The 19,734-nt window shown below is 72.4% G+C and carries 24 protein-coding genes; 16 read left to right on the forward strand and 8 right to left on the reverse strand.

Annotation, left to right across the window (positions count from 1 at the left end; translation table 11 throughout):
* Window positions 1–841: sensor histidine kinase (locus ACWXWW_RS02490; protein WP_455968553.1), on the forward strand; the 841-nt coding region annotated here is incomplete at its 5' end.
* A 144-nt stretch (window positions 842–985) separates the two neighbouring features.
* Window positions 986–1,213, forward strand: a complete 228-nt coding sequence (locus ACWXWW_RS02495) for an alpha/beta fold hydrolase (RefSeq protein ID WP_455968555.1) — start codon at window positions 986–988, stop codon at window positions 1,211–1,213.
* Between the two features lie 26 nt (window positions 1,214–1,239).
* Here the strand turns inward: ACWXWW_RS02495 and ACWXWW_RS02500 are convergent, their stop codons facing one another.
* A complete protein-coding gene (locus ACWXWW_RS02500; RefSeq protein WP_455968556.1) occupies window positions 1,240–1,872 on the reverse strand; it encodes a TetR/AcrR family transcriptional regulator in 633 nt (210 codons plus the stop codon).
* A gap of 19 nt (window positions 1,873–1,891) precedes the next feature.
* Window positions 1,892–2,953: a flavin-containing monooxygenase gene (locus tag ACWXWW_RS02505; RefSeq protein WP_455968557.1), complete on the reverse strand. Its 1,062-nt coding sequence runs from the start codon at window positions 2,951–2,953 to the stop codon at window positions 1,892–1,894.
* A 120-nt stretch (window positions 2,954–3,073) separates the two neighbouring features.
* Between ACWXWW_RS02505 and ACWXWW_RS02510 the strand changes: the two genes are divergently transcribed.
* Window positions 3,074–3,790 (forward strand): lysophospholipid acyltransferase family protein, encoded by a 717-nt coding sequence (locus ACWXWW_RS02510; protein ID WP_324011864.1) that lies wholly within the window; start codon window positions 3,074–3,076, stop codon window positions 3,788–3,790.
* Between the two features lie 49 nt (window positions 3,791–3,839).
* On the opposite strand, the gene ACWXWW_RS02515 is transcribed toward ACWXWW_RS02510, so the two are convergent.
* The 5 genes from ACWXWW_RS02515 to ACWXWW_RS02535 form a co-directional block, all read right to left on the reverse strand.
* A complete protein-coding gene (locus tag ACWXWW_RS02515; RefSeq protein WP_455968559.1) occupies window positions 3,840–4,541 on the reverse strand; it encodes a haloacid dehalogenase type II in 702 nt (233 codons plus the stop codon).
* Window positions 4,542–4,610: 69 nt separating this feature from the next.
* Window positions 4,611–5,261: a M23 family metallopeptidase gene (locus ACWXWW_RS02520; protein WP_455968560.1), complete on the reverse strand. Its 651-nt coding sequence runs from the start codon at window positions 5,259–5,261 to the stop codon at window positions 4,611–4,613.
* Window positions 5,262–5,268: 7 nt separating this feature from the next.
* Window positions 5,269–6,150 carry an ADP-dependent NAD(P)H-hydrate dehydratase gene (locus tag ACWXWW_RS02525; RefSeq protein WP_455968561.1) on the reverse strand — a complete coding sequence of 294 codons (882 nt, stop codon included), beginning with the start codon at window positions 6,148–6,150 and terminating at the stop codon, window positions 5,269–5,271.
* Window positions 6,134–6,916, reverse strand: a complete 783-nt coding sequence (locus ACWXWW_RS02530; RefSeq protein WP_455968562.1) for a histidine phosphatase family protein — start codon at window positions 6,914–6,916, stop codon at window positions 6,134–6,136. The genes ACWXWW_RS02525 and ACWXWW_RS02530 overlap by 17 nt, the downstream gene beginning before the upstream one ends.
* Before the next feature lie 49 nt (window positions 6,917–6,965).
* Complete coding sequence (locus ACWXWW_RS02535; protein ID WP_271173353.1) at window positions 6,966–7,121, reverse strand: hypothetical protein; 156 nt, start codon at window positions 7,119–7,121, stop codon at window positions 6,966–6,968.
* 59 nt (window positions 7,122–7,180) lie between these two features.
* On the opposite strand from ACWXWW_RS02535, the gene ACWXWW_RS02540 reads away from it, so the two are divergent.
* Window positions 7,181–7,588, forward strand: coding sequence for a VOC family protein (locus tag ACWXWW_RS02540; RefSeq protein ID WP_324011859.1), 408 nt, complete (start codon window positions 7,181–7,183; stop codon window positions 7,586–7,588).
* A gap of 29 nt (window positions 7,589–7,617) precedes the next feature.
* Here ACWXWW_RS02540 and ACWXWW_RS02545 read toward each other — a convergent pair whose 3' ends face one another.
* A complete protein-coding gene (locus ACWXWW_RS02545) occupies window positions 7,618–8,013 on the reverse strand; it encodes a TraR/DksA family transcriptional regulator (RefSeq protein ID WP_455968563.1) in 396 nt (131 codons plus the stop codon).
* Between the two features lie 154 nt (window positions 8,014–8,167).
* Here ACWXWW_RS02545 and ACWXWW_RS02550 point away from each other — a divergent pair, with 154 nt between their 5' ends.
* The 12 genes from ACWXWW_RS02550 to ACWXWW_RS02605 all read left to right on the forward strand — a co-directional run bounded on the left by ACWXWW_RS02550 (window position 8,168) and on the right by ACWXWW_RS02605 (window position 19,720).
* Complete coding sequence (locus ACWXWW_RS02550; RefSeq protein ID WP_455968565.1) at window positions 8,168–8,767, forward strand: NADPH-dependent FMN reductase; 600 nt, start codon at window positions 8,168–8,170, stop codon at window positions 8,765–8,767.
* A gap of 25 nt (window positions 8,768–8,792) precedes the next feature.
* The gene (locus ACWXWW_RS02555; RefSeq protein WP_455968566.1) at window positions 8,793–9,653 is read left to right on the forward strand and encodes a Rieske 2Fe-2S domain-containing protein; all 861 of its coding nucleotides are present in this window, start codon (window positions 8,793–8,795) and stop codon (window positions 9,651–9,653) included.
* Between the two features lie 14 nt (window positions 9,654–9,667).
* On the forward strand, window positions 9,668–10,309 hold the full coding sequence (locus tag ACWXWW_RS02560; RefSeq protein WP_455968567.1) for a UdgX family uracil-DNA binding protein: 642 nt from the start codon (window positions 9,668–9,670) through the stop codon (window positions 10,307–10,309).
* 62 nt (window positions 10,310–10,371) lie between these two features.
* Window positions 10,372–10,914 carry a PadR family transcriptional regulator gene (locus tag ACWXWW_RS02565; protein WP_271173347.1) on the forward strand — a complete coding sequence of 181 codons (543 nt, stop codon included), beginning with the start codon at window positions 10,372–10,374 and terminating at the stop codon, window positions 10,912–10,914.
* 5 nt (window positions 10,915–10,919) lie between these two features.
* Complete coding sequence (locus ACWXWW_RS02570; protein WP_455968569.1) at window positions 10,920–12,605, forward strand: ABC1 kinase family protein; 1,686 nt, start codon at window positions 10,920–10,922, stop codon at window positions 12,603–12,605.
* 33 nt (window positions 12,606–12,638) lie between these two features.
* Window positions 12,639–14,147, forward strand: a complete 1,509-nt coding sequence (locus ACWXWW_RS02575; protein WP_455968571.1) for a class I adenylate-forming enzyme family protein — start codon at window positions 12,639–12,641, stop codon at window positions 14,145–14,147.
* On the forward strand, window positions 14,144–15,403 hold the full coding sequence (locus ACWXWW_RS02580) for a beta-ketoacyl-[acyl-carrier-protein] synthase family protein (RefSeq protein ID WP_455968572.1): 1,260 nt from the start codon (window positions 14,144–14,146) through the stop codon (window positions 15,401–15,403). The genes ACWXWW_RS02575 and ACWXWW_RS02580 overlap by 4 nt, the downstream gene beginning before the upstream one ends.
* On the forward strand, window positions 15,378–16,550 hold the full coding sequence (locus ACWXWW_RS02585; RefSeq protein WP_455968573.1) for an acyl-CoA dehydrogenase family protein: 1,173 nt from the start codon (window positions 15,378–15,380) through the stop codon (window positions 16,548–16,550). Before ACWXWW_RS02580 ends, ACWXWW_RS02585 begins: the two co-directional genes overlap by 26 nt.
* Window positions 16,551–16,607: 57 nt before the next feature.
* Entirely contained in the window at window positions 16,608–17,723 is a 1,116-nt protein-coding gene (locus tag ACWXWW_RS02590) for an AI-2E family transporter (RefSeq protein WP_455968574.1), read from the forward strand.
* Window positions 17,724–17,831: 108 nt separating this feature from the next.
* The gene (locus tag ACWXWW_RS02595; RefSeq protein ID WP_324011842.1) at window positions 17,832–18,155 is read left to right on the forward strand and encodes a sugar ABC transporter ATPase; all 324 of its coding nucleotides are present in this window, start codon (window positions 17,832–17,834) and stop codon (window positions 18,153–18,155) included.
* A gap of 216 nt (window positions 18,156–18,371) precedes the next feature.
* On the forward strand, window positions 18,372–19,319 hold the full coding sequence (gene speB / locus ACWXWW_RS02600) for an agmatinase (protein ID WP_271173340.1): 948 nt from the start codon (window positions 18,372–18,374) through the stop codon (window positions 19,317–19,319).
* A complete protein-coding gene (locus tag ACWXWW_RS02605) occupies window positions 19,316–19,720 on the forward strand; it encodes a nuclear transport factor 2 family protein (protein ID WP_455968575.1) in 405 nt (134 codons plus the stop codon). The genes speB and ACWXWW_RS02605 overlap by 4 nt, the downstream gene beginning before the upstream one ends.
* Window positions 19,721–19,734 lie beyond the last annotated feature (14 nt).

A 19,734-nucleotide genomic window follows, 5' to 3' on the forward strand; every position in this document is an offset into this window, starting at 1 on the left:
CGTCCGTGATGACATCTCGCGACACGACTCAAGAATCACCCAAAGGCTCCACACCCACATTCAGCAACACGGCCTAGCGGGTCTCACCTTTCGGCTCGTCTCAGCACGGGAGGCGATCTTCGCCTCCGAACGTGCCCGCGTTGTGAGAGATCTCGAGACGCTGGCGCGGGAGGAGCAGGAGCGGATCGCCGATGAGCTGCACGACGGGATCGCGCACGATCTCACGCTCGTGCTGTTCCACGCCCGCGCACTGCCGCGCCAGCCAGACGAGGCAGCACGGCAGGTGTCCCTCTCGACGATCGAAGACTCCGCCGAGAAGGCGCTTGAGAGAATCCAGTCCCTGCTGTCTCTGATCCGCGACACCAGTGCTGGCGGCGCGGGTTCATGCCCGACACGGTATGAGGGCGACGTCGTCGACGTCGTGACATCCCTCGGAGCCTTGTTGAAAGATGCCCACATCCCCACGCGTGTCTCCACGCCTCGCACTCCGCTCGGTGCGACGCCGGCTGCGGATCGGGCGCTCACGGAGACCGCGATAGAGGCCGTCACCAACATCCTCAAGCACGCCCCGAACCCACGCTCCGCGAGCGTGGAGATCCTTCGTCAGCCCGAAACCGTCGAGCTCGTCGTGAAGAACGTCTCGACGCCGTTGGCGAGCGGAGCGGTCTGCGGCAGCGGGGGAGGCCGTGGCCTCGTGCGCGCCCGCCAGCGCCTCATCCACCACGGAGGGCAGCTGCAATCAGAAGCTACCGCGGATGGGTGGGTCCTCCGTGCCACCGTTCCTGCCTCTGGTGCGGAGTCGGAGCGAATAGTCGCGACGGAGAGCCGCGCAGCACACTAACTCGGGGTGCTGGCTTCCTCGGAGAACTCGATCGCACCGAGAAAGTTGTTGCTAGGGTCATAGAACTTCACGAACCGGGCGAAACCGAGATCCTCGATGCTGGCGATTCGTGCCTGCTTCTGCTCCTATTACCGCACTGCGGAAGTGGACGCGCGTGCCGTTCGTCGAATCGCCGACGACCCGATCCGCACGCCGGTGCTCGCGCTCGGCGGGGAGTTCGGCATGGACAGCGCCGTCGAGGAGGGGATGAGGGACCTCGCGAACGACGTCACCGGCCGTGTCCTCCCGGGAGCGGGCCACTATCCGGCCGAGCAGAATCCCGCCGCCGTCATCGACGCGGTCATCCCGTTCCTGAGCGCCCACGCGGACTGATCTGCGGGGCACGCGCCCAGCGAGACTCACACCAGCAGCAGGCGCCTCCAGCTATCCGCGAGCCAGGCGCGGAAGCGCTCGGGGGGCCATCCGCGTGCCCCCACCAGCAGATTCCAGTACTCGGGGGCGTTCATGCTCCAGACGACATCCGCTACCGCCTCGTCGTCGAGGTCGTCCCGCAGTTCGCCCGTCGCGCGCAGGTCGGCGGCGAAGTCGCGCATGTTCCGCGCGCGGCGCTCCGAGATCTCATCCCACAGCCGCCGACACGAGTCGTCGGTGCGAGCGGCGTCGCTGAGCGCAGCGAAGACGGGTGCGAGTCGCTTCTGGATGGCGGTGACGGCTCCGGCGTAGAGGTCGAGCTTCTCGCCCGCCGTCGCCGCGGCCCTGATCCGCAGGACGTAGTCGCGCTCATGAGCCGGCACCGCCTCCGCCGTGCCGGACAGGGCGGACTCCACGACGGCGCGGATCACGTCGGGCTTCCGTCCTACCGCCCGATACATCGTGTCGACGTTCACGCCGGCGCGCGCGGCGATCTTGTGCACCGTCGTTCGGTCGAATCCCTCGGTCACGAGGAGATGGCGTGCCGCCTCGATCACCGCCGCGCGGGTGCGGCCGGCGCGCTCGGCCCGGACGGGGGAGCGGTATGCACGCGGCGTCACGTCGTGCTCATCCCGCCGGTCATCCCGCGATCTCCGCGGCGACGTGCGCGGCGTCCCGAGCGGCTCCGCCGATGAGCGTCGACGTGAGCCCGAACTGGAAGGGCAGCCCGAGGAACGCGAGGCCGGGGATGACCGTCGAGATGCCCCGACGATGCTCCGGCAGCCCGAGCTCGTCGAGGGGCAGGCCCTCGATCCAGTCCAGTGCCGGGCGGTATCCGGTCGCCCAGAGCACCGTGTCCACCGCGACGACGCGTCCGTCGGCGAGCGCCGGCTGACCGTCCACCGCGGCGACGAACCGCGGCGCTCGAGTGGCGCCGGCCTCATCAAGCGCCCGCGCGCTGAGGCCGATGAGCGGCGCGCCCGCCCGGAGCGCACGCGGCGCCGCCTTGCGCCCGATCGGCGTCGCACGCGTCAGGAGGTGGTGAAGGAACGCGAACCAGAGCGCGCCCGCGACCTTGAGCAGAGGCTTCGGGATGGCGGGGGTCGGGCGCCCGGCGACCGTCACCTCACGCCCGCTGCGCGCGAGCTCGATGCCGAGCTGCACGCCCGACGCTCCGCACCCCACGACAAGCACGCGCTCGCCGGGCAGATCCTCTGGGCGGCGGTAGTCACCGGAATGCACCTGCACGATCCCGGCGTCGAGGTCGGCCGCCTCGGCGGGAACCCGAGGCTCGGCATGACCGCCGGTCGCGATCACGACGCGCCGCGCGCCGATCTCCGCCGCGCCGCGAGCGGTCTCGAGGCCCACGATGAATCCGCCGGCCGGCGCGGCGACGACGCGCGTCGCGCGCACGCCCATCCGCAGGGGAGAGCGGATGGCCTCGGCATAGTCGTCGAGGTAGTCGGCGAACTCGCGTCCGCGAGGGCAGTACCATGCCGAGTCGGCCGGGAACGGGCGGTCGGGAAGGGCATCGAATCGCGCGGGAGTGAACAGCCGCAGGGAGTCCCAGCGGTCGCGCCACACGTCGCCGGGTGCCTCGCGGGCATCGACGACCTCGTGAGCCACATGTCGTCGCGTCAACTCGCGACTGAGGGCGAGGCCGCACTGCCCCGCGCCGATGATGAGGACGTCGGTGTCCATGGCGCGCTCCCTATTCGTACGAACATGCTTCGTATGAATTCGACGCTACGCCGCGAGAGGTCCGGCGTCAACGGGGCTCTCCTGACCGCCATCGGCGCCCGGCCCGGATAGGGTGACCACGTGCCAGCCCCCGTCTCGCCGACTCCCGCTGCGGCGCCGGTTCCGCGCCCCGGCGCCGTGTACTTCATCGGCCGCGTCATCCTTCGTCCCCTGTTCTGGCTGCTCTACCGCCCGCGCGTCGTCGGCCGAGAGAATGTGCCCGCGAGCGGCCCCGTGCTCCTCGCGAGCAACCACCTCGCGTCGCTCGACACGGTCATCATCCCGACCTCCGCGACGCGGCCCGTGCAGTTCCTCATCAAGTCGGCGTACTTCACCGGCCCCGGTGCTCTCGGCCGCGCCAAGCGCTGGTTCTTCACCTCGATCGGCGGGGTTCCCGTCCAGCGCGCCACCGGACGCGACGCCCGCGCCGCGCTCGACGCGGGAAGCAGCATCCTCCGGGCAGGCAGCGTCTTCGCCGTCTTCCCCGAGGGCAGCCGCTCGCGAGACGGCAAGCTGCACGACGGCCACGGCGGAGCGGCATGGATGGCCCGCGACACCGGCGCCGCCGTCGTGCCCGTCGGCCTCATCGGAACCGGGACCGTCGCGCCGTTCAGCCATCTCCTCCCCGGGAGGCCGCGACTCGAGGTGCGCTTCGGCGAGCCGCTTGACCTCACCGACCTCGAAGGCATGCCTGACGGCAAGGCGCGCCGTGAGATCACCGAGCGCATGATGGCTGCCATCGCCGCACTCAGCGGACAGGAGCGCTCGGGAAGCGTCAACGCGTCGTCGCGGGACTGACGCGCGCCGCGAGGCGGCGTGCGCAGCGACCTCGAGGCCGCAGCGCGGCTCAGCTCACGAGCTCCAGGAGCGAAGAGATCGTGTAGTCGTACGCGTCCGACGCCGCGGGCGCGTCGGCACGCGGGCGTGGGTAGTACGCGGTCTGGAACCCGAACCCCTTCGCTGCGTCGAGATCCCACGGATGCGCAGCCACGAAGACGCACTCCTCGGGGATGAGCCCGAGGGCGTCGATCGCGAAGCGATACGCCTCGGGCTGCGGCTTGAACGCCCGGACGAGGTCGGCCGAGAGCAGAGCGTGCCACCGCAGCCCTGCCGCTGCCGAGAACGCGGATGCCGCCGGGAGCGTGCTGTTCGTCAGCCCGACGACGCGTGCGGACTCCGCGAGCGCGGTGAGCTCGTCGGCGGCACCCGGGAAAGCGGCCAGAGAGCATCCGACCCGCCTCAGCGCCTTGAGCTGTGCGCGCCCCGGCCGATACCGCCGCTCCTGCAGCACGCCGCTCAGGGCCTCCGACCTCAGCGACTCGTAGTCGGCCCAGTCGCGCTCGCCGCGAACTACGGCGTCGACCTCGGACTCGAGCCCCGCCTGCCATTCACGTGCGAAGGCGAGCGACTCGGCGTCGGAGAGGCGGAGCACCTCCGCGACGACCCTCTGCACCGTGCCCACTTCGTCGGTCAGCGTCCCGACGATGTCGAACACGAAGGTGCGGGGGCGTGCGGACGGGCCGTCAGGGATCCTCTGCGCACGCTCCACACCGCCACGCTAACGGCGCACGCGACAGCGCATCCGGCTCGCCGGGATTCGCGCAGGGTCTTCGGAGCTTCACGAGCCCGACGGGGGAACGAGCGCTCGGGGATGCGCGTCTGCGTCGATGACCTCGCCGTTCGCGGGGAGCATGCCGTTGAAGGTGATGCCGACGGCACCGGCTCGCTCGATGTCGCGGCTGTCGAGCGCCTGCACATGGACGTGGGGCTCGGTGCTGTTTCCCGAGTTCCCGCATTCGCCGAGCACGTCACCGATCCGCAGCTCCTGCCGCGGGCGCACGGCGACACTGCCCTGACGCAGGTGGCACAGCGCGACGATGACGCCGCGCTTCTCGATCAGGACGTGGTTTCCGGCCAAGGCGATCCAGCCGGCCCTGGCGCGACGCCGCTGGGTCAGCGCGTAGCGGAGCGAGGGCAGCCCGCGATAGGCAGGGTGATCCGGCTCGCCGTCGTGCACCGCCACGACGACGCCATCGACAGGCGCCAGGATGGGGCGCCCGAATCCGGGGAACCTGTCGACGGGTTCCGGCTTCACGAGAGAGCCGAGGGTGATCGGGGCGGTGCGCCCGGTCTCGTCGACGGGAACGAAGTCGATGGCGTAGTCCGTCGCGAACAGCCGCGTCCCGTGGCTGGGAACCCGGTTCGCCGGACTGTTCCGCACGAGCCAACGACCTGCGAAGGGATATCTCAGGTCGATCGAAGTGCTCATGTCGCTGTCACCTCACGTCCGCGATGACCCCGGGGAACCGTGGCGCGAGCTCTCCGGCGAGGAAGCCCACGCCATCCGTGCCGCGTGCGAGCTCGTCGCCCGCGGTCGCGTGCACGTACGTGGCCCACACGGCGGCGCGAGCGGGGGAGACCCCGCGGGCGGCGAACCCCGCGACGGCGCCCGCGAGGACGTCGCCGCTTCCCGAGGTGCCCAGGCCCGCTCCGCCCGCGCGGATGGCCCAGGCGCTGCCATCCGCATCGGCCACGAGCGACTGCGTCGCGACCGCCGCTCCGTATCGGCGGGCCGCCTCGCGGGCCGCTCGCCGGATCTCGCGCGCATCCCCGGCATCCACCTCGTCTTCGTCGAGCAGCACGCCGAGCTCGGTCGGGCTCGGCGTGAGGATGAGGCGCCCGCGAACGGCGGAGGCGAGGTCGGGATCGGCCGCGAGCGCACCGAGAGCGAACGCGTCGACGACGAACACGACCGACTCCGGCGCCTCGGCCGCGAGCGACGCGAGCAGGCGCCCCGCGACCTCGATGTCGTCGAGTCCCGACCCGACGAGCACGGCCTGCACGCGGTCGAGCTCCGGAACGAGAACGGCGCTCGCCTCCGCGCGGACGGAACCCCGATCGGTCTCCGGCAGCGCGACGATGCCCGACTCGGGAACCGCTGCGCCCACGGACGGTGCGACGGAGCGCGCCACGGCGAGCGTGATCCGACCGGCGCCGACCCGGAGGGCGGCCGTTCCGGCCAGGATGGCGGCGCCTGGGCTGCGCAGCGCCCCGCCGACCACGAGCACGGTGCCGCGCGAGTACTTCGAGTCGCCAGGGTCGGGAAGCCGCCAGCCGCGCAGCAGCCGGGGCGTGACCCGCTCACTCCGCAGAGACACGCGATTCCTCCTCCGCGTCGTCGGGATGCCCGGGGTCGATCTCGCCCCCGCTGGGCAGCGCGTCCCGGCGCCCGGTGTGGAGCGTCGCCTCGACGCCCGCCTCGATCAGGTGGCCGACGTCGCCGATGCGTGCAGCGCGCCAGCGTCCGTCCGCCCGCTCGAGCACCGTCGCCGATGCGTTCGGCACGGGCTCCTCGACCGCCGCGGCGAGGACGCGGCGCTCATCCCACCCCTCGAGCACGTACCGGATCAGGTGGACGACCGCCTCGTGCACGAACACGACGCCGGTCGCGGCTGCCGCCCCGGTTGCGTCGGAGAGGAACGAGCGTAGTCGCAGTGCGACGTCCGCCCACGACTCGCCGCCCGGCGGACGATAGAAGAACTTTCCCAGATGGTCGCGTCGCTCGGCCTCCGACGGATACCGCGCGACGACGCCGTGCGAGGTCAGGTGATCGAGCACGCCCAGCTCGCGGTCGCGGAGGCGCTCGTCGGCGACCGCGGGCGTGCCGAGCTCCGCGAGAGCGCGCTCGGCCGTCTGCGCTGCGCGTCGATACGGAGACGTCCAGGCGATCGCATCCCCCGCGCCGAGCGCGCGCAGCGCCGAGCGGAGCGCGGCCGCCTGCGCCTCGCCGGTCGGGGAGAGCGGTGTGTCTGCGTCGCGGTACGGAAGGTCGATGACCTCCTCGCCCGCACGCTCGGCGGCGCTCGCCGCCTCGTTGCCGACGCTCTCGCCGTGGCGGATGAGGATGAGCCGCTGGAGTGCCATCGTCCGAGGCTAGCGAGCGGCCCCCGCCGGTCGGCAACCCCTTGCGCGCCTACGCGCTGCGGGTGTGATCCTCGACGTCGGGCTCGGCCCGCAGCACGTCGGCGATCTCCTCCTCGGGCCGGGGCGCGACGGTCTCGTCGTCCTCCAGCTCGGGCACGCTCGGCTCGCCCGGCGCGGGGACGTGATGCTCTTCCTGTCGAGACATGGCGGCTCCTTCGCTCGCGTCGTGCACAGCGTAACGCGGTCGTCCGCGACACTGGGGGCATGGCACTTCTCGACCATCTCGGAATCACCGTGGAAGACCTCGCGCGGGCCAAGGAGCAGTACCACCCCATCCTCGAGGCGCTCGGCTACACGTGCGGATTCGACGACGGCAGCTCCGTCTCCTGGCAGCGCGGCGACGACACGGAGTTCATCATCTATCCGCCCCGCGAGCCCGACAGCGGGCCCCACCGTCACGGGCGGGTCGGATGGCAGCACCTCGCGTTCGCGGTCGACTCGCGCGAGGAGGTGGACCGGATGCACGCGATCGCGCTCGCCGCGGGGTGGACCCCCGTGCGGGACCCCAAGGAGTACCCGCGCTACACCGACCGGTACTACGCGTCGTTCGTCGAGGATGACAGCGGCATCCGTCTCGAGTTCATGCACAATCCGCCGGCCGACGCGTCCTGACGAGGGCACGGCCCCCGCGATCCGGTGGATCAGCGCCGCCGCTGCGCGCGGGCTGCGCACACGACGCACGTGCGTGAAGCGGGCCGGGCGAGCAGTCGTTCGCGGGCGATCGGCTGACCGCAGCTCTCGCAGACGCCGTACGCTCCTTCGTCGATGCGCGTGAGGGCGAGGTCGACGTCGGCGAGGTGAGCGCGCGTCGAGACGAGCAGGGCGCTCGTCTGCGAGCGCTCGAGTGCGATCGTCGATCCCTCGGGGTCGTGCTCGTCGTCGGTCGCCGTGTGGTCGGCGGCGCCCACGATGTCGTCGAACGCGCCCGTGAGGGACGCGATCTGCGCGCGTGCGCGCCGGCTCTCGGCGACGAGCAGCTCGCGGAGCTCCGCGAGGTCGCCCGGCGTGAGCGCCGCCGCCTCCTCTGGACCTGCCATGCCCTCTCCTCCCGTCGTTCTCGCCAGCCTTCCACGCAGCACCGACATCGAGCATCCGCGGCCGCATGCCGACATCGGCGAGAACGCGCAACCCCGTGACATGCCGGGGCCGACGCGCTATACCGAAGTGACCCGCAACGAGAAGGAGCGTGTCATGACCCATCGGATCGGCTACCTCGTCGGCAGCCTCTCGCAGGACTCCATCAACCGCGTGCTCGCGAAGGCGCTCATCCGCCTCGCGCCCGACAGCCTCGAGCTCACCGAGATCCCCATCCGAGACCTCCCGCTGTACAACCGCGACGACGAGATGGACCCGGTGCCCGCGGTGACCGAGTTCAAGGCCGCCGTCGAGGGGTCGGATGGGCTGCTGTTCGTGTCGCCCGAGTACAACCGCTCGATCCCCGCGCCGCTGAAGAACGCGATCGACTGGGGATCGCGGCCGTGGGGTCAGAACTCCTTCGCCCGCAAGCCCACCGGCATCATCGGCGCATCGGTCGGAGCGATCGGCACCGCCGTCATGCAGTCGTCGATGCGCAGCGTGCTGAGCTTCCTCGACGCACCGCAGCTGAACGCGCCCGAGGCCTACATCACGTTCAAGCCCGAGGTCTACGGCGACGACGGCGAGGTCGCCGACGAGGGCACGGAGAAGTTCCTCCGCCACTACATGGACGAGTACGCGGCGTTCGTCGAGCGCGTGCTCTCGGTGACGCTGCCGGGCCACATGGGCGACTCCGACCCCGACACGATGCACTGACGCGCGAGACGAAGGAGGGAACGACATGCAGGCACCCAAGATCGTGAACGACCTCGTCGAGCGCATCGGGAAGGCGAAGGAGCTCGACGGCATCGTCGAGAAGGTGAGCGGATGGGTCGCGGCCGTCACGAAGGCCGCTCCCGTCAAGAACGCGCTGTCGGGCTCGTGGCTCGGCCACCAGCTGCATCCCGTCCTGACAGACCTGCCGATCGGCGCATGGGGCGCGGCGACGGCCCTCGACCTCCTCGGGGGCGAGGACAGCGCGGAGGCCTCGCGCAAGCTCGTCGGACTCGGCCTCGTCGCCTCGGCGCCGACGGCGCTCGCCGGCGCTGCGGACTGGTCCGACACGTACGGACCCGACAAGCGGGTCGGCCTCGTGCACGCGGCCACGAACGGCACGGCCTCCGTGCTGCAGGCGGCATCGTGGTTGGCGCGCCGACGCGGCCACCGGGGGGTCGGCGTCGCGCTGAGTCTCGTCGCGGTGAGCGTCACGCTGGCGTCGGCCTACCTCGGTGGGCACCTGTCCTACGTCAAGGGCATCGGCGTCAACCACACCGCGTTCCAGAAGACGACCCGGAAGTGGAACGACGTCGCGGCCGACGACGAGATCCGCGAGGGTGAGCTCAACAGGGTGACGGTCGGCGACACGCCGCTTCTGCTCGTGCGCCAGCGCGGTGAGCTCCACGCGCTCTCGGCCACGTGCACGCACGCGGGCGGGCCCCTCGACGAGGGCGAGCTCGACCCGAGCGGCTGCGTCACGTGCCCCTGGCACGGAAGCCGCTTCCGCCTCGACGACGGCAGCGTCGATCGCGGCCCCGCGAGCGTGCCGCAGCCGCGCTGGGAGGTGAGGGTCGACGACGACCGCGTGCTCGTGCGCGCGGCCTGATCGGACGGATGGCGATGGCCGACATCGATCGCCCGGGCGCCGGGGAGTGGGTTCCCGAGGGGGCAGATCTGGACGGCCTTCGGCAGGCTGCCGAGACGTGCCGCGGCTGCGAGCTGTGGGAGGACGCGACGCAGGTCGTGTTCTCGCGCGGCTCGTCCGCGGCGCGTCTCATGCTCGTGGGGGAGCAGCCGGGTGACCGCGAGGACCTCGAGGGGGAGCCCTTCGTCGGCCCGGCGGGCCGCGTCCTCGCGGACGCCCTCGACGCCGCGAGCGTGCCGGATGAGGATGTCTACCGCACGAACGCGGTCAAGCACTTCCGCTTCGAGCGACGCGGCAAGCGGCGCATCCACGAGAAGCCCGCCGTCGGCCATCTCACCGCCTGCCGACCGTGGCTCGAGGCCGAGATCGCCCTCGTGCGGCCATCCGCCATCGTGGCGCTCGGCGCAACCGCCGCGCGGTCGGTTCTCGGCGCCCCCGTGAAGATCGGCGAGGCGCGCGGCACGGTGCTCGAGTCGGCGGACGCCTCGGCGACGCCGACGATCGTGACCGCGCACCCGTCGAGCCTGCTGCGCATCCGCGAGGCGACGGATCGGCAGACGGCCTTCGACCGCCTCGTCGACGATCTGCGGACCGCTGCCCGGATCGCTCACGGATGACCCTTCCCCGATCGCTCTCGACGACATATCGTTGAGTATCGTTCGAGATGAAGGAGACGATCATGAGCGGTTCGTTCCCGGCCGGCGGCTTCGGCGGCGGCAACCCCCTCGAGGGCATGTGGCAGATGATGGAGCAGCTGCGCTCGTCGTTCGACAAGCGCGGCGGCACGCGGATGGGGCGCGGCGACGTGCGCGCGGCCGTGCTCGTGCTCCTCGCCGAGCAGCCGATGCACGGCTACCAGATCATCCGCGAGATCGAGGAGCGCACGGGCGGCAGCTGGAAGCCCAGCGCCGGCTCGGTGTATCCCACCCTGCAGCTCCTCGCCGACGAGGGACTCGTGCGCGCCGAGGAGTCGGGCGGCCGCAAGACGTACGTGATGACCGACGCCGGCCGCGAGGAGGCCGCGCGCGCCTCCGTCCCGTGGGGGTCGCCGTCCGAGGGCGCTGAGCGCCCGGCGTTCACGGCGCTGCCGAAGGCGGGTCTCGAGCTCGCGCAGGCAGCGGCCCAGGTCGGCCGCACCGGCACGCCTGAACAGGTGCAGCAGGCGGTGGACGTGCTCGACGAGGCACGGCGCCGGCTGTACGCGATCCTGGCGCAGGACTGAGCGGGGTGGCGGCCGCCGGCGCGTCGGGCGCGCCCGTCGACGACGTCTCCCGCGCGCGCTACCGTCGCATCCTCCGCTTCGCGGCGCGGAACCTCGCGATCGAGTGGTGGTACGAGCTCGTGCTGCCGCGCATCGGCCTCGCGGGCGTTGCCGAGCGCACGAGGACGCAGCGACTCACGCGCTTCGCGCGGCGCTTCCACGCGCTCGCCGTCGAGCTCGGCGGGCTCATGATCAAGGTGGGGCAGTTCATGTCGTCGCGCCTCGATGTGCTCCCGCCCGAGATCACCTCCGAGCTCGAGGGCCTGCAGGACGAGGTGCCGCCCGTGGCCTTCGCCGACGTCCGCGCGCTCGCGGAAGCCGAGCTGGGCATCCCGCTCGACCGTGCGTTCGCGGCTGTCGACGAGGCCCCGATCGCGGCCGCGTCGCTCGGACAGGCGCACCGCGCGCGCCCCGCCGCGGCCGACGCGGCCGAGACGGGCATCCACGGCGTCGTCCTGAAGGTGCAGCGCCCCGGCATCGATGCGGTCGTCGACACCGACCTCGCGGCGCTCCGGCGGGTCGCGGGATGGCTGCGCCGCGTCCGCGTCGTCCGCGAGCGGGTCGACATGCCCGCGCTCATCGAGGAATTCGCCCAGACATGCCGCGAGGAGATCGACTATCTCCACGAGGCCGCCGCCTCCGAGCGCTTCGCCGAGGACTTCGCGGGCGACGCCCGCGTCGCGGTGCCGGCCGTGCTCTGGGAGCGCACGACGCGCCGCGTCCTCGCCCTGGAGGACGTCACCGCGATCAAGATCACCGACGCCGACGGGCTGCGCGCGGCGGGCATCGACCCGGCCGAGGTCGCGCCCGTGTTCGCCTCGGTCATGTTCGACCAGCTCTTCGTGCACGGGTACTTCCACGCCGATCCGCACCCCGGCAACATCTTCGTGACCCCGACGGGCGGCGGCTCGTGGCGGCTCACCTTCATCGACTTCGGGATGATGGGCGAGGTCCCGCCGAGCACCCGCGCGGGGCTGCGCAAGGCGCTCATCGCCGCGGCGGCCCGCGACGGCCGGGGTCTCGTCGACGCGATCCGGTCGGTCGGCGCCCTCCTGCCCTCCGCGGATGTCGCCGAGCTCGAGCGCGCGCTCGCTGCGCTCTTCGCCCGCTTCGGCGGGATGGGGTTCGCCGAGCTCCGCGAGGTGGATCCGCGTGAGTTCCGCGACTTCGCGGCGGAGTTCGGCGATCTCGCCCGTGCGATTCCGTTCCAGCTGCCAGAGAACTTCCTGCTCGTCGTGCGCGCCATGTCGCTGACCTCCGGGGTGTGCAGCGCGCTCGACCCGCGCTTCAACCTGTGGGACTCGGTCGAGCCGTACGCCGCGCAGCTGCTGCGCGACGAGGGCGGCAACGTCGTGCAGGATGTCGCCAAGGAGGCGCTCGACGCCGCAGGCCTCGCGCTGCGCCTGCCGAAGCGGCTCGACGGCCTCATCGGGAGGATCGAGGACGGCTCCGTCGAGGTGTCGACCCCGCGGCTGGATCGGCGCCTGTCGCGGCTCGAGAACCTCGCGCGGCGGCTGGGCTCCGCGATCGTGTTCAGCGCGCTTCTCATCGCCGGGGCGATCCTGCACGCGGGCGACGCGGCGTTCGGCGGCTGGCTCATGGCGGCCTCCGCGCTCCCGCTCCTGCACGCCGTGTTCGCGCGCGGGCGCTGAGTCGGCATCCAGACGGGTTCCTAGACTGGGTCCGTGCCGATCACCTCGACGATCCTCGATGTCGCGTCGCGGCATCCCGACCGGACGGCGATCGCGGGGGAGGGCGAGCGGCTCTCGTACGCCGAGCTCGTCGAGGACTCGCGGCGCGTGTTCGCGGTCGTCGACGCGCTCCACGGCGCCCAGGACCATCCGCCCGCCCCGGCGCGCGCGACGGAGGGCATCCCGATCACGGCCGTCAGCGTCACCTCGGCCTTCCACACGGCGCGCCTCGTCGCGGGGCTCGCGGGGCACCGATCCGTCTCCGCCGTCATCGACCCGCGCTGGCCGCTCGCGCATCGCGTGCGCGTCGTCGTCGCGACCGGGATCGGCGTCGTCGTGAGCGACGATCCCGCGCTCGCCGCCGCGCTCGCGGAGGCCGGCTGGAGAGGCGTCGTCCTCTCGCTCGAGGATGTCCGGCGCCGGGAGGCCGAGACGCGGCCGGCCGCGCCGCCCGCCGTGCGCGACGGCGACGAGCCGTTCCTCATGCTCTTCTCCTCGGGGACGACGAGCGACCCGAAGGCCTTCCTCAAGACCCGGCGGCAGTATCGCGAGAACGTCGCCGTGTCGGGCGCCCATCTCGAGCCGCTGCCCGGCGTCGCGACGCTCGCGCCGGGCCCCGTCTCGTACAGCCTCACGCTCTACGCCGTGATCGAGTGCCTGGCGACGGGCGGCAGCGTGCACCTCGCCGACGTGTTCGACCCCCTCGACGCGACCCGGCGCATCCGCGACGAGCACATCACGCGCGTCGTCGCGGTCCCTGCGGTCGTCGAGGCGCTCACCGCCGCGGCTCGGCGGGATCCCGACCGGCTCGCGTCGCTCGACCTCGTCGTGACCGGGGGCGCGAACCTGCCGGCGCGCATCCGCGCGGGCCTCGCCTCGGCGCTCCCGCACGTGCGCCTGATCAGCTACTACGGCGCGGCGGAGATCGGCTTCATCGGCGACAGCCGCGGCGGCGACGGCACGCTCATCGACGTCTACGACGGGATCGCCGTGCGTGTCCGCGACGCCGACGGCGTCGACCTGCCCGACGGCGAGCCCGGCACCCTGTGGGTGCGCGCCGCCGCATGCTCCGACGGCTACGTCTCGGGCACGACCGTCGCCGTGCTGCGCGATGCGTCGGGGTGGGCCACGGTCCACGATCAGGCGCGGATCATCGGCGGCCGTCTCGAGCTCATCGGGCGCGCCGGGGACATCGCGGTGACCGGGGGCCACAAGGTCGCGCTGCCCGACGTCGAGCGGGCGTTCGACGGGATGGCCGGGGTCGGGGCGACCTGTGCGGTCGCCCTGCCCGACGGGCGCCTCGGGACGGCCGTCGCCCTCATCCTCGAGGGCGACGCACCCGACAAGGCGGCGCTCCTGGCGCACGCGCGCTCGCACCTCGCCCCCCAGTTCGTGCCGCGCCGCTGGTACCGGGTCGCTCGCCTGCCGCGGACCGTCGGCGGCAAGATCCGGCGTGCCGAGGCGACGGAGCTCGTCGTGCGCGGAGAGGCGGAGCGCCTGTGAGCCGCCGCGTCGTGATCACGGGAGCCGGCGCGGTCACGCCGAGCGGCATCGGCGTCCCCGCGATGTGGCGCGCCGTAGCCGACGGCCGCAGCGCCATCCGCGTGCTGGACGGGCCGGAGTTCGCCGAGCTCCCCGTCCGCATCGGGGGCCAGGTGCGCGACTTCGATGCATCCGACCTCCTCGAGCCCGGCCTCGCGCGGCGCCTCAGCGCCGTGCTCCAGTGGGCTGTCGCCGCAGGAGACGAGGCGATCGACGACGCGAATGCGCGCGGCATCCTCGGCGGCCGCGTCGGTGTCATCGCCGCGACCGGCTCGGGGCCGGTCGACGCCATGCAGCGCGCGACGAGAGCGCTGGATGCCCGCGGGCCGCGGGCAGTCCCGCTCGCTCTCGCGATGCACGGCGCGCCCGACGCGGCGGCCGCTCTGCTCAGCCAGAGGCACGGCCTCACCGGAGCCGCCTCGGGGGTCTCGGCCACGTGCGCGAGCGGCGCCGTCGCGATCGGCGAGGGCATGCGCCGCATCCGGCACGGGTACGCCGACGCCGTGCTCGTCGTGGGGATGGAGGACTGCCTCGGACCCGTGAACCTCGCCTCCAACGCCAACCTGCGCGCGCTCGCGACGGGATACGAAGACGACCCGTCGGCGGCATCGCGGCCGTTCGACCGCGGGCGAACGGGCTTCGTCATGTCGCAGGGTGCCGCGGCCGTGCTGCTCGAGTCGGTCGACGGCGCGCGGGCTCGCGGTGCCCGTGCGATCGCCGAGGTCGCGGGATTCGGCGCATCGAGCGATGCGCACCATCCCACCGCCCCGCGCCCCGACGGCGCGGGCGCGGCGGCCGCGATCCGCGCCTGCCTCGATGACGCAGGCGTGACGGCCGAGCGGGTGCAGCACGTGAACGCGCACGGCACGGGCACGCCCGCGGGCGACGCGGCCGAGCTCGCGGCGCTCGAGGCCGCCCTCGGCGATCGCGCCCGCGCCATCCCCCTCAGCGCGACGAAGTCGTCGACCGGCCATCTGCTCGGCGCGTCGGGCGTCGTGGAGGCGATCATCGCGGCGCTGAGCATCCGCGACGGCATCCTGCCGCCCACGCTCAATCTCGACGACCCCGAGCCCGGATGGGACGTGGTCGCCGGCGCGGCGCGGCGCGCTGACGTCGCCGCCGTGCTGTCGACGTCGTTCGGCTTCGGCGGGCACAACGGCGCGCTGCTCATCGCGCGCGGAGAGGAGACACATGGACCGGGAACGCAGGCATGCTGAGCTCGCCGAGCGGTACCTCCCCGACGATCTGCTCGAGCGGTTCCGGGAGCGCGCCGCCGTGTACGACCGGGAGAACCGCTTCTTCGACGAGGACCTCGAGGAGCTGCGCGCAGTCGGCTATCTGACGCTGTTCGTCCCCGAGGAGCTCGGCGGGGCCGGCCTCGGCCTCGGCGACGTCTCCCGGCTGCAGCAGCGTCTTGCCGGGGCGGCTCCGGCCACGGCGCTCGCGATCAACATGCACCTCATGTGCACGGGCGTCGTCCAGGCGATGCTCGCGCGCGGCGACCGGTCGCTGGCGTGGGTGCTCGAGGAGGCCATGGCGGGCGAGATCTTCGCGTTCGGCATCAGCGAGCCGTCGAACGACTGGGTGCTTCAGGGGTCGAACACCGTCGCGGAGCCCGATGGCGACGGCGGGTACCGCCTCACGGGCGTCAAGATCTTCACGTCGCTCTCGCCCGTGTGGACGCGTCTCATCGTGCACGGACGCGACGGCTCCGTTCCCGACGACCCCGTGCTCGTGTACGGCTTCGTCGACCGGGACGCGCCCGGCATCACGGTCTCCGACCAGTGGGACGTGCTCGGCATGCGCGCGTCGCAGAGCCGTGCGACGATCCTCGACGGCGTGCCGCTCCGCGCCGACCGGGTCGCTCGCCGGATCCCGGCGGGACGCCATCCCGACCTCCTCGTGTTCGCGATCACGAGCACGTTCCAGCTGCTCGTCGGGTCGGTCTACGCGGGCATCGCACGCCGCGCGCTCGATCTGGGGGCCGAAGCGCTGAAGCGGCGGCGGTCGGCGAAGACCGGCACGACGTTCGCCGAGGTGCCCGAGGCGCGGGTGCGCCTCGCCGATGCGCACCTGGCGTACCTCGCGGTGCCCGCGCAGCTCGAGGCCTACACGCGCGACTTCGACGAGCTCGTCGAGCACGGCGCCGGATGGCCGCTGCGGCTCGTGAGCGCGCGGCTCAACGCGTCGCACGCGGCGCGCAGGGCCGCGGAGACCGCCCTCCTGTGCGCGGGCGGCAGCGGCTTCGACAACGGCAGCGAGCTCAGCCGCCTGTACCGCGACGCGACGGCGGGCCTCTTCCATCCGCCGAGCGCGGATGCCGCGCGGCCCATGTACGCGGCCGCCCTCCTCGACGACGACTGAGCATCACGCGCGCCTATGATCGGCAGAGGAACGGCATCGAGCGCGGGGGAGACAGCCATGCGGCGGACGACGGTCGAGAGCGAGCCCCGTGGGCCGATCGAGGCGAGGCTCGTGGGCTGGCGCATCCGCCCGTTCACCTTCGGCCTCTTCGGGGCGCTCGGCGTGCTCGTCGCGCTGCTCATCGGGTCGCTCGTGGGCAAGCTCGCCACGGTCCTCGTGTACATCGGGATCGCGCTGTTCCTCGCGCTCGGTCTCGATCCGGTCGTCCGCGCGATCGAGCGGCGGCTCCCGCGCCCTGCCGCGGTCGCGATCGTCGTGGCCGGCGTGCTTCTCGCGTTCGCCGGCATCGTGCTCGCGATCGTCCCCGTGCTCGTGCAGCAGGTGACGAACCTCATCGACAACGGGCCGCAGATGGTGAGCGAGGTCATGGCCAGCGACTGGTATCGGCAGCTGAGCGCGCAGTTCGGGTCGTCGTTCGAGGACGCGGCAGGGCAGGCGCTGAGCTTCCTCCAGGATCCGGCCAACCTCACCCAGATCGGCGGAGGCATCGTCGCGGTCGGAGCCGGCATCGCGGGCGGCGTCACGGGCATGACGATCGTGCTCATCCTCACGCTCTACTTCATGGCATCGCTGCGCGGCATGAAGCGCCTTGCGGCGCGCTTCGTTCCCGCCTACCAGCGGGCGCGCTTCACCGAGGTGCTCGAGGAGATCTCGAGTGCGGTCGGCCGCTACGTGATCGGCCAGGCGAGCCTCGCGCTCATCAACGGCGTGCTCAGCCTCATCGTGCTGAGCATCATCGGGGCGCCCATGCCGGCGCTCCTCGCGCTCATCGCGTTCATCGGCTCGCTCATCCCGCTCGTCGGAACGCTCAGCGCGTCGATCATCAACTCGCTCATCTGCCTGATCGCCTCGCCGGTGACGGCGCTCATCGCGTTCGGGTACTACCTCGTCTACATGCAGATCGAGGCGTACGTGCTGAGTCCGCGCATCATGAGCAAGGCTGTCGCCGTGCCGGGCGCGATCGTCGTCATCGCCGCCGTCGCGGGCGGTGCCCTCGGCGGCGTGCTGGGCGCGCTCGTCGCGATCCCGGTGGCGGCGAGCATCATCATCATCGTGCAGAAGGTGATCTTCCCGTCGCAGGACGCCAAGCGGCTCCCGCCGGCGAAGGTCTGACGAGGGCCGGCGATAACGCGCGCGGTCGCGGATCAAGCCCCTCGGCGCGGACCGCGCCGTCGCGCAGAGTGGACGGGTACCGACACCCGGCTCCGACAGGAGGACCCCATGGACGCGAACGACAGCCGCCTGACCGACGACCCCGACGCCATCCGCCCTGTCCGGGATGCGGAGGCGACCGCGTACGCGGACCCGTCCGCAGATCCTGCGCAGGCGGAGTGGGAGCAGACCGAGGCGCGCGATGCGGGGGAGGGGGCGAGCGAGGAGACGGCGACCGGCCGTGACCCCGACGAGATCCCGGCGGACGACGACGAGATCCCGGCGGCCGACCTCCCCGTGAGCGACGTGCAGCCCGAGACGCAGGACGAGGATCCGGTCGTCGCCGAGCTCGGCGAGGACGGGGAGGGCGACCTCGCCCCCGAAGACCTCTGAATCGGCGCGCCGTCTCCGCTCCCGAGAATCGGGGGAATGGCGATCGGCGGGTGCAGAACTCCAGCGTCCCGTGCGCTGAACATGACACTCGTGCGGATATCGCCGGAGCTGCCCGAGATTCCTTCTCCTGAGGCCCGCAAGTGCTGGATTTCCGCGCTTGCGGGCCCCTCCTCTGCGTGCGTAGGATCCAGGCGATCCCGCACAGGAGGACCCGCCATGACCGAACCCATCGGACCCGTCGACGCATCCGTCGTCCCCCGCTTCGCGGGCATCGCGACCTTCGCGCGCCTCCCGCGCATCGACGAGGTGGACCGAGCCGACATCGCCGTCGTGGGCGTTCCGTTCGACAGCGGTGTGAGCTACCGCCCCGGCGCCCGGTTCGGTCCCGCTCACGTCCGCGAGGCGTCCCGTCTGCTGCGGCCGTTCAATCCCGCGCAGGGCGTCTCGCCGTTCGCCGCTCAGCAGGTCGCCGACGCGGGCGACATCGCGGCGAACCCGTTCGACATCGACGACGCGGTCCGCGCGATCGACGAAGCAGCGACGGCGCTGCGCGCAGGAGGAACGCGCCTCGTGACGATCGGCGGCGACCACACGATCGCGCTTCCGCTTCTGCGTTCCGTCGCGCGCGACCACGGACCGGTCGCGGTGCTGCACTTCGACGCCCACCTCGACACGTGGGACACCTACTTCGGCGCGCCCGTCACGCACGGCACGCCCTTCCGTCGCGCGAGCGAGGAGGGGCTCATCGACCAGACCGCGAGCATGCACGTCGGAACGCGCGGCCCCCTGTACGGGCAGTCCGACCTCGTCGACGACGAGCGCCTCGGCTTCGCGATCGTGACGAGCGAGCAGATCGAGGAGGACGGCGTCGAGCGCGCGATCGAGCGGATCCGCACCCGGATCGGCGACGCGCCGCTCTACATCTCGATCGACATCGACGTGCTCGATCCCGCGCATGCCCCGGGCACGGGGACGCCCGAGGCGGGCGGCCTCACCTCGCGCGAGCTCCTGCGCATCCTGCGCGCCCTCGCCGACAAGCGCATCGTCGGAGCCGACGTCGTCGAGGTCGCGCCGGCCTACGACCACGCGCAGCTCACGGCCGTCGCGGCGTCGCACGTCGCGTACGAGCTCATCAGCGCGATGGCGCCCCGGGTCGAGCGATGAGCGTCCGCACGCCCGGCGAGGACGAGGTCGCGGCGGCGGCCGCCGCCATCGTCGACGCGTTCGCCGCGACCGACACCCGGCGCTACTTCGCGCGCTTCGCACCCGACGCCTCGTTCGTGTTCCACACCGAGGCCGCGCGGCTCGACGACCGGGCGTCGTACGAGATCCTGTGGAGGTCGTGGACCGAATCGGGATGGCGCGTGCTGTCCTGCACGTCGTCGGACGCGCTCGTGCAGACCTACCCCGGCGGTGCGGTCTTCAGCCACACGGTGGCGACCCGGGTCGACACCGGCGTCGGCGAGGAGGCGTACCGCGAGCGCGAGAGCATCGTCTTCCGCGTCGACGGCGATCGCCTCGTCGCGATCCACGAGCACCTGTCACCCCTTCCTCCCGGCCACTGAGCCGCACCCCGAGG

The sequence above is a fragment of the Microbacterium sp. KNMS genome, assembly GCF_053851835.1.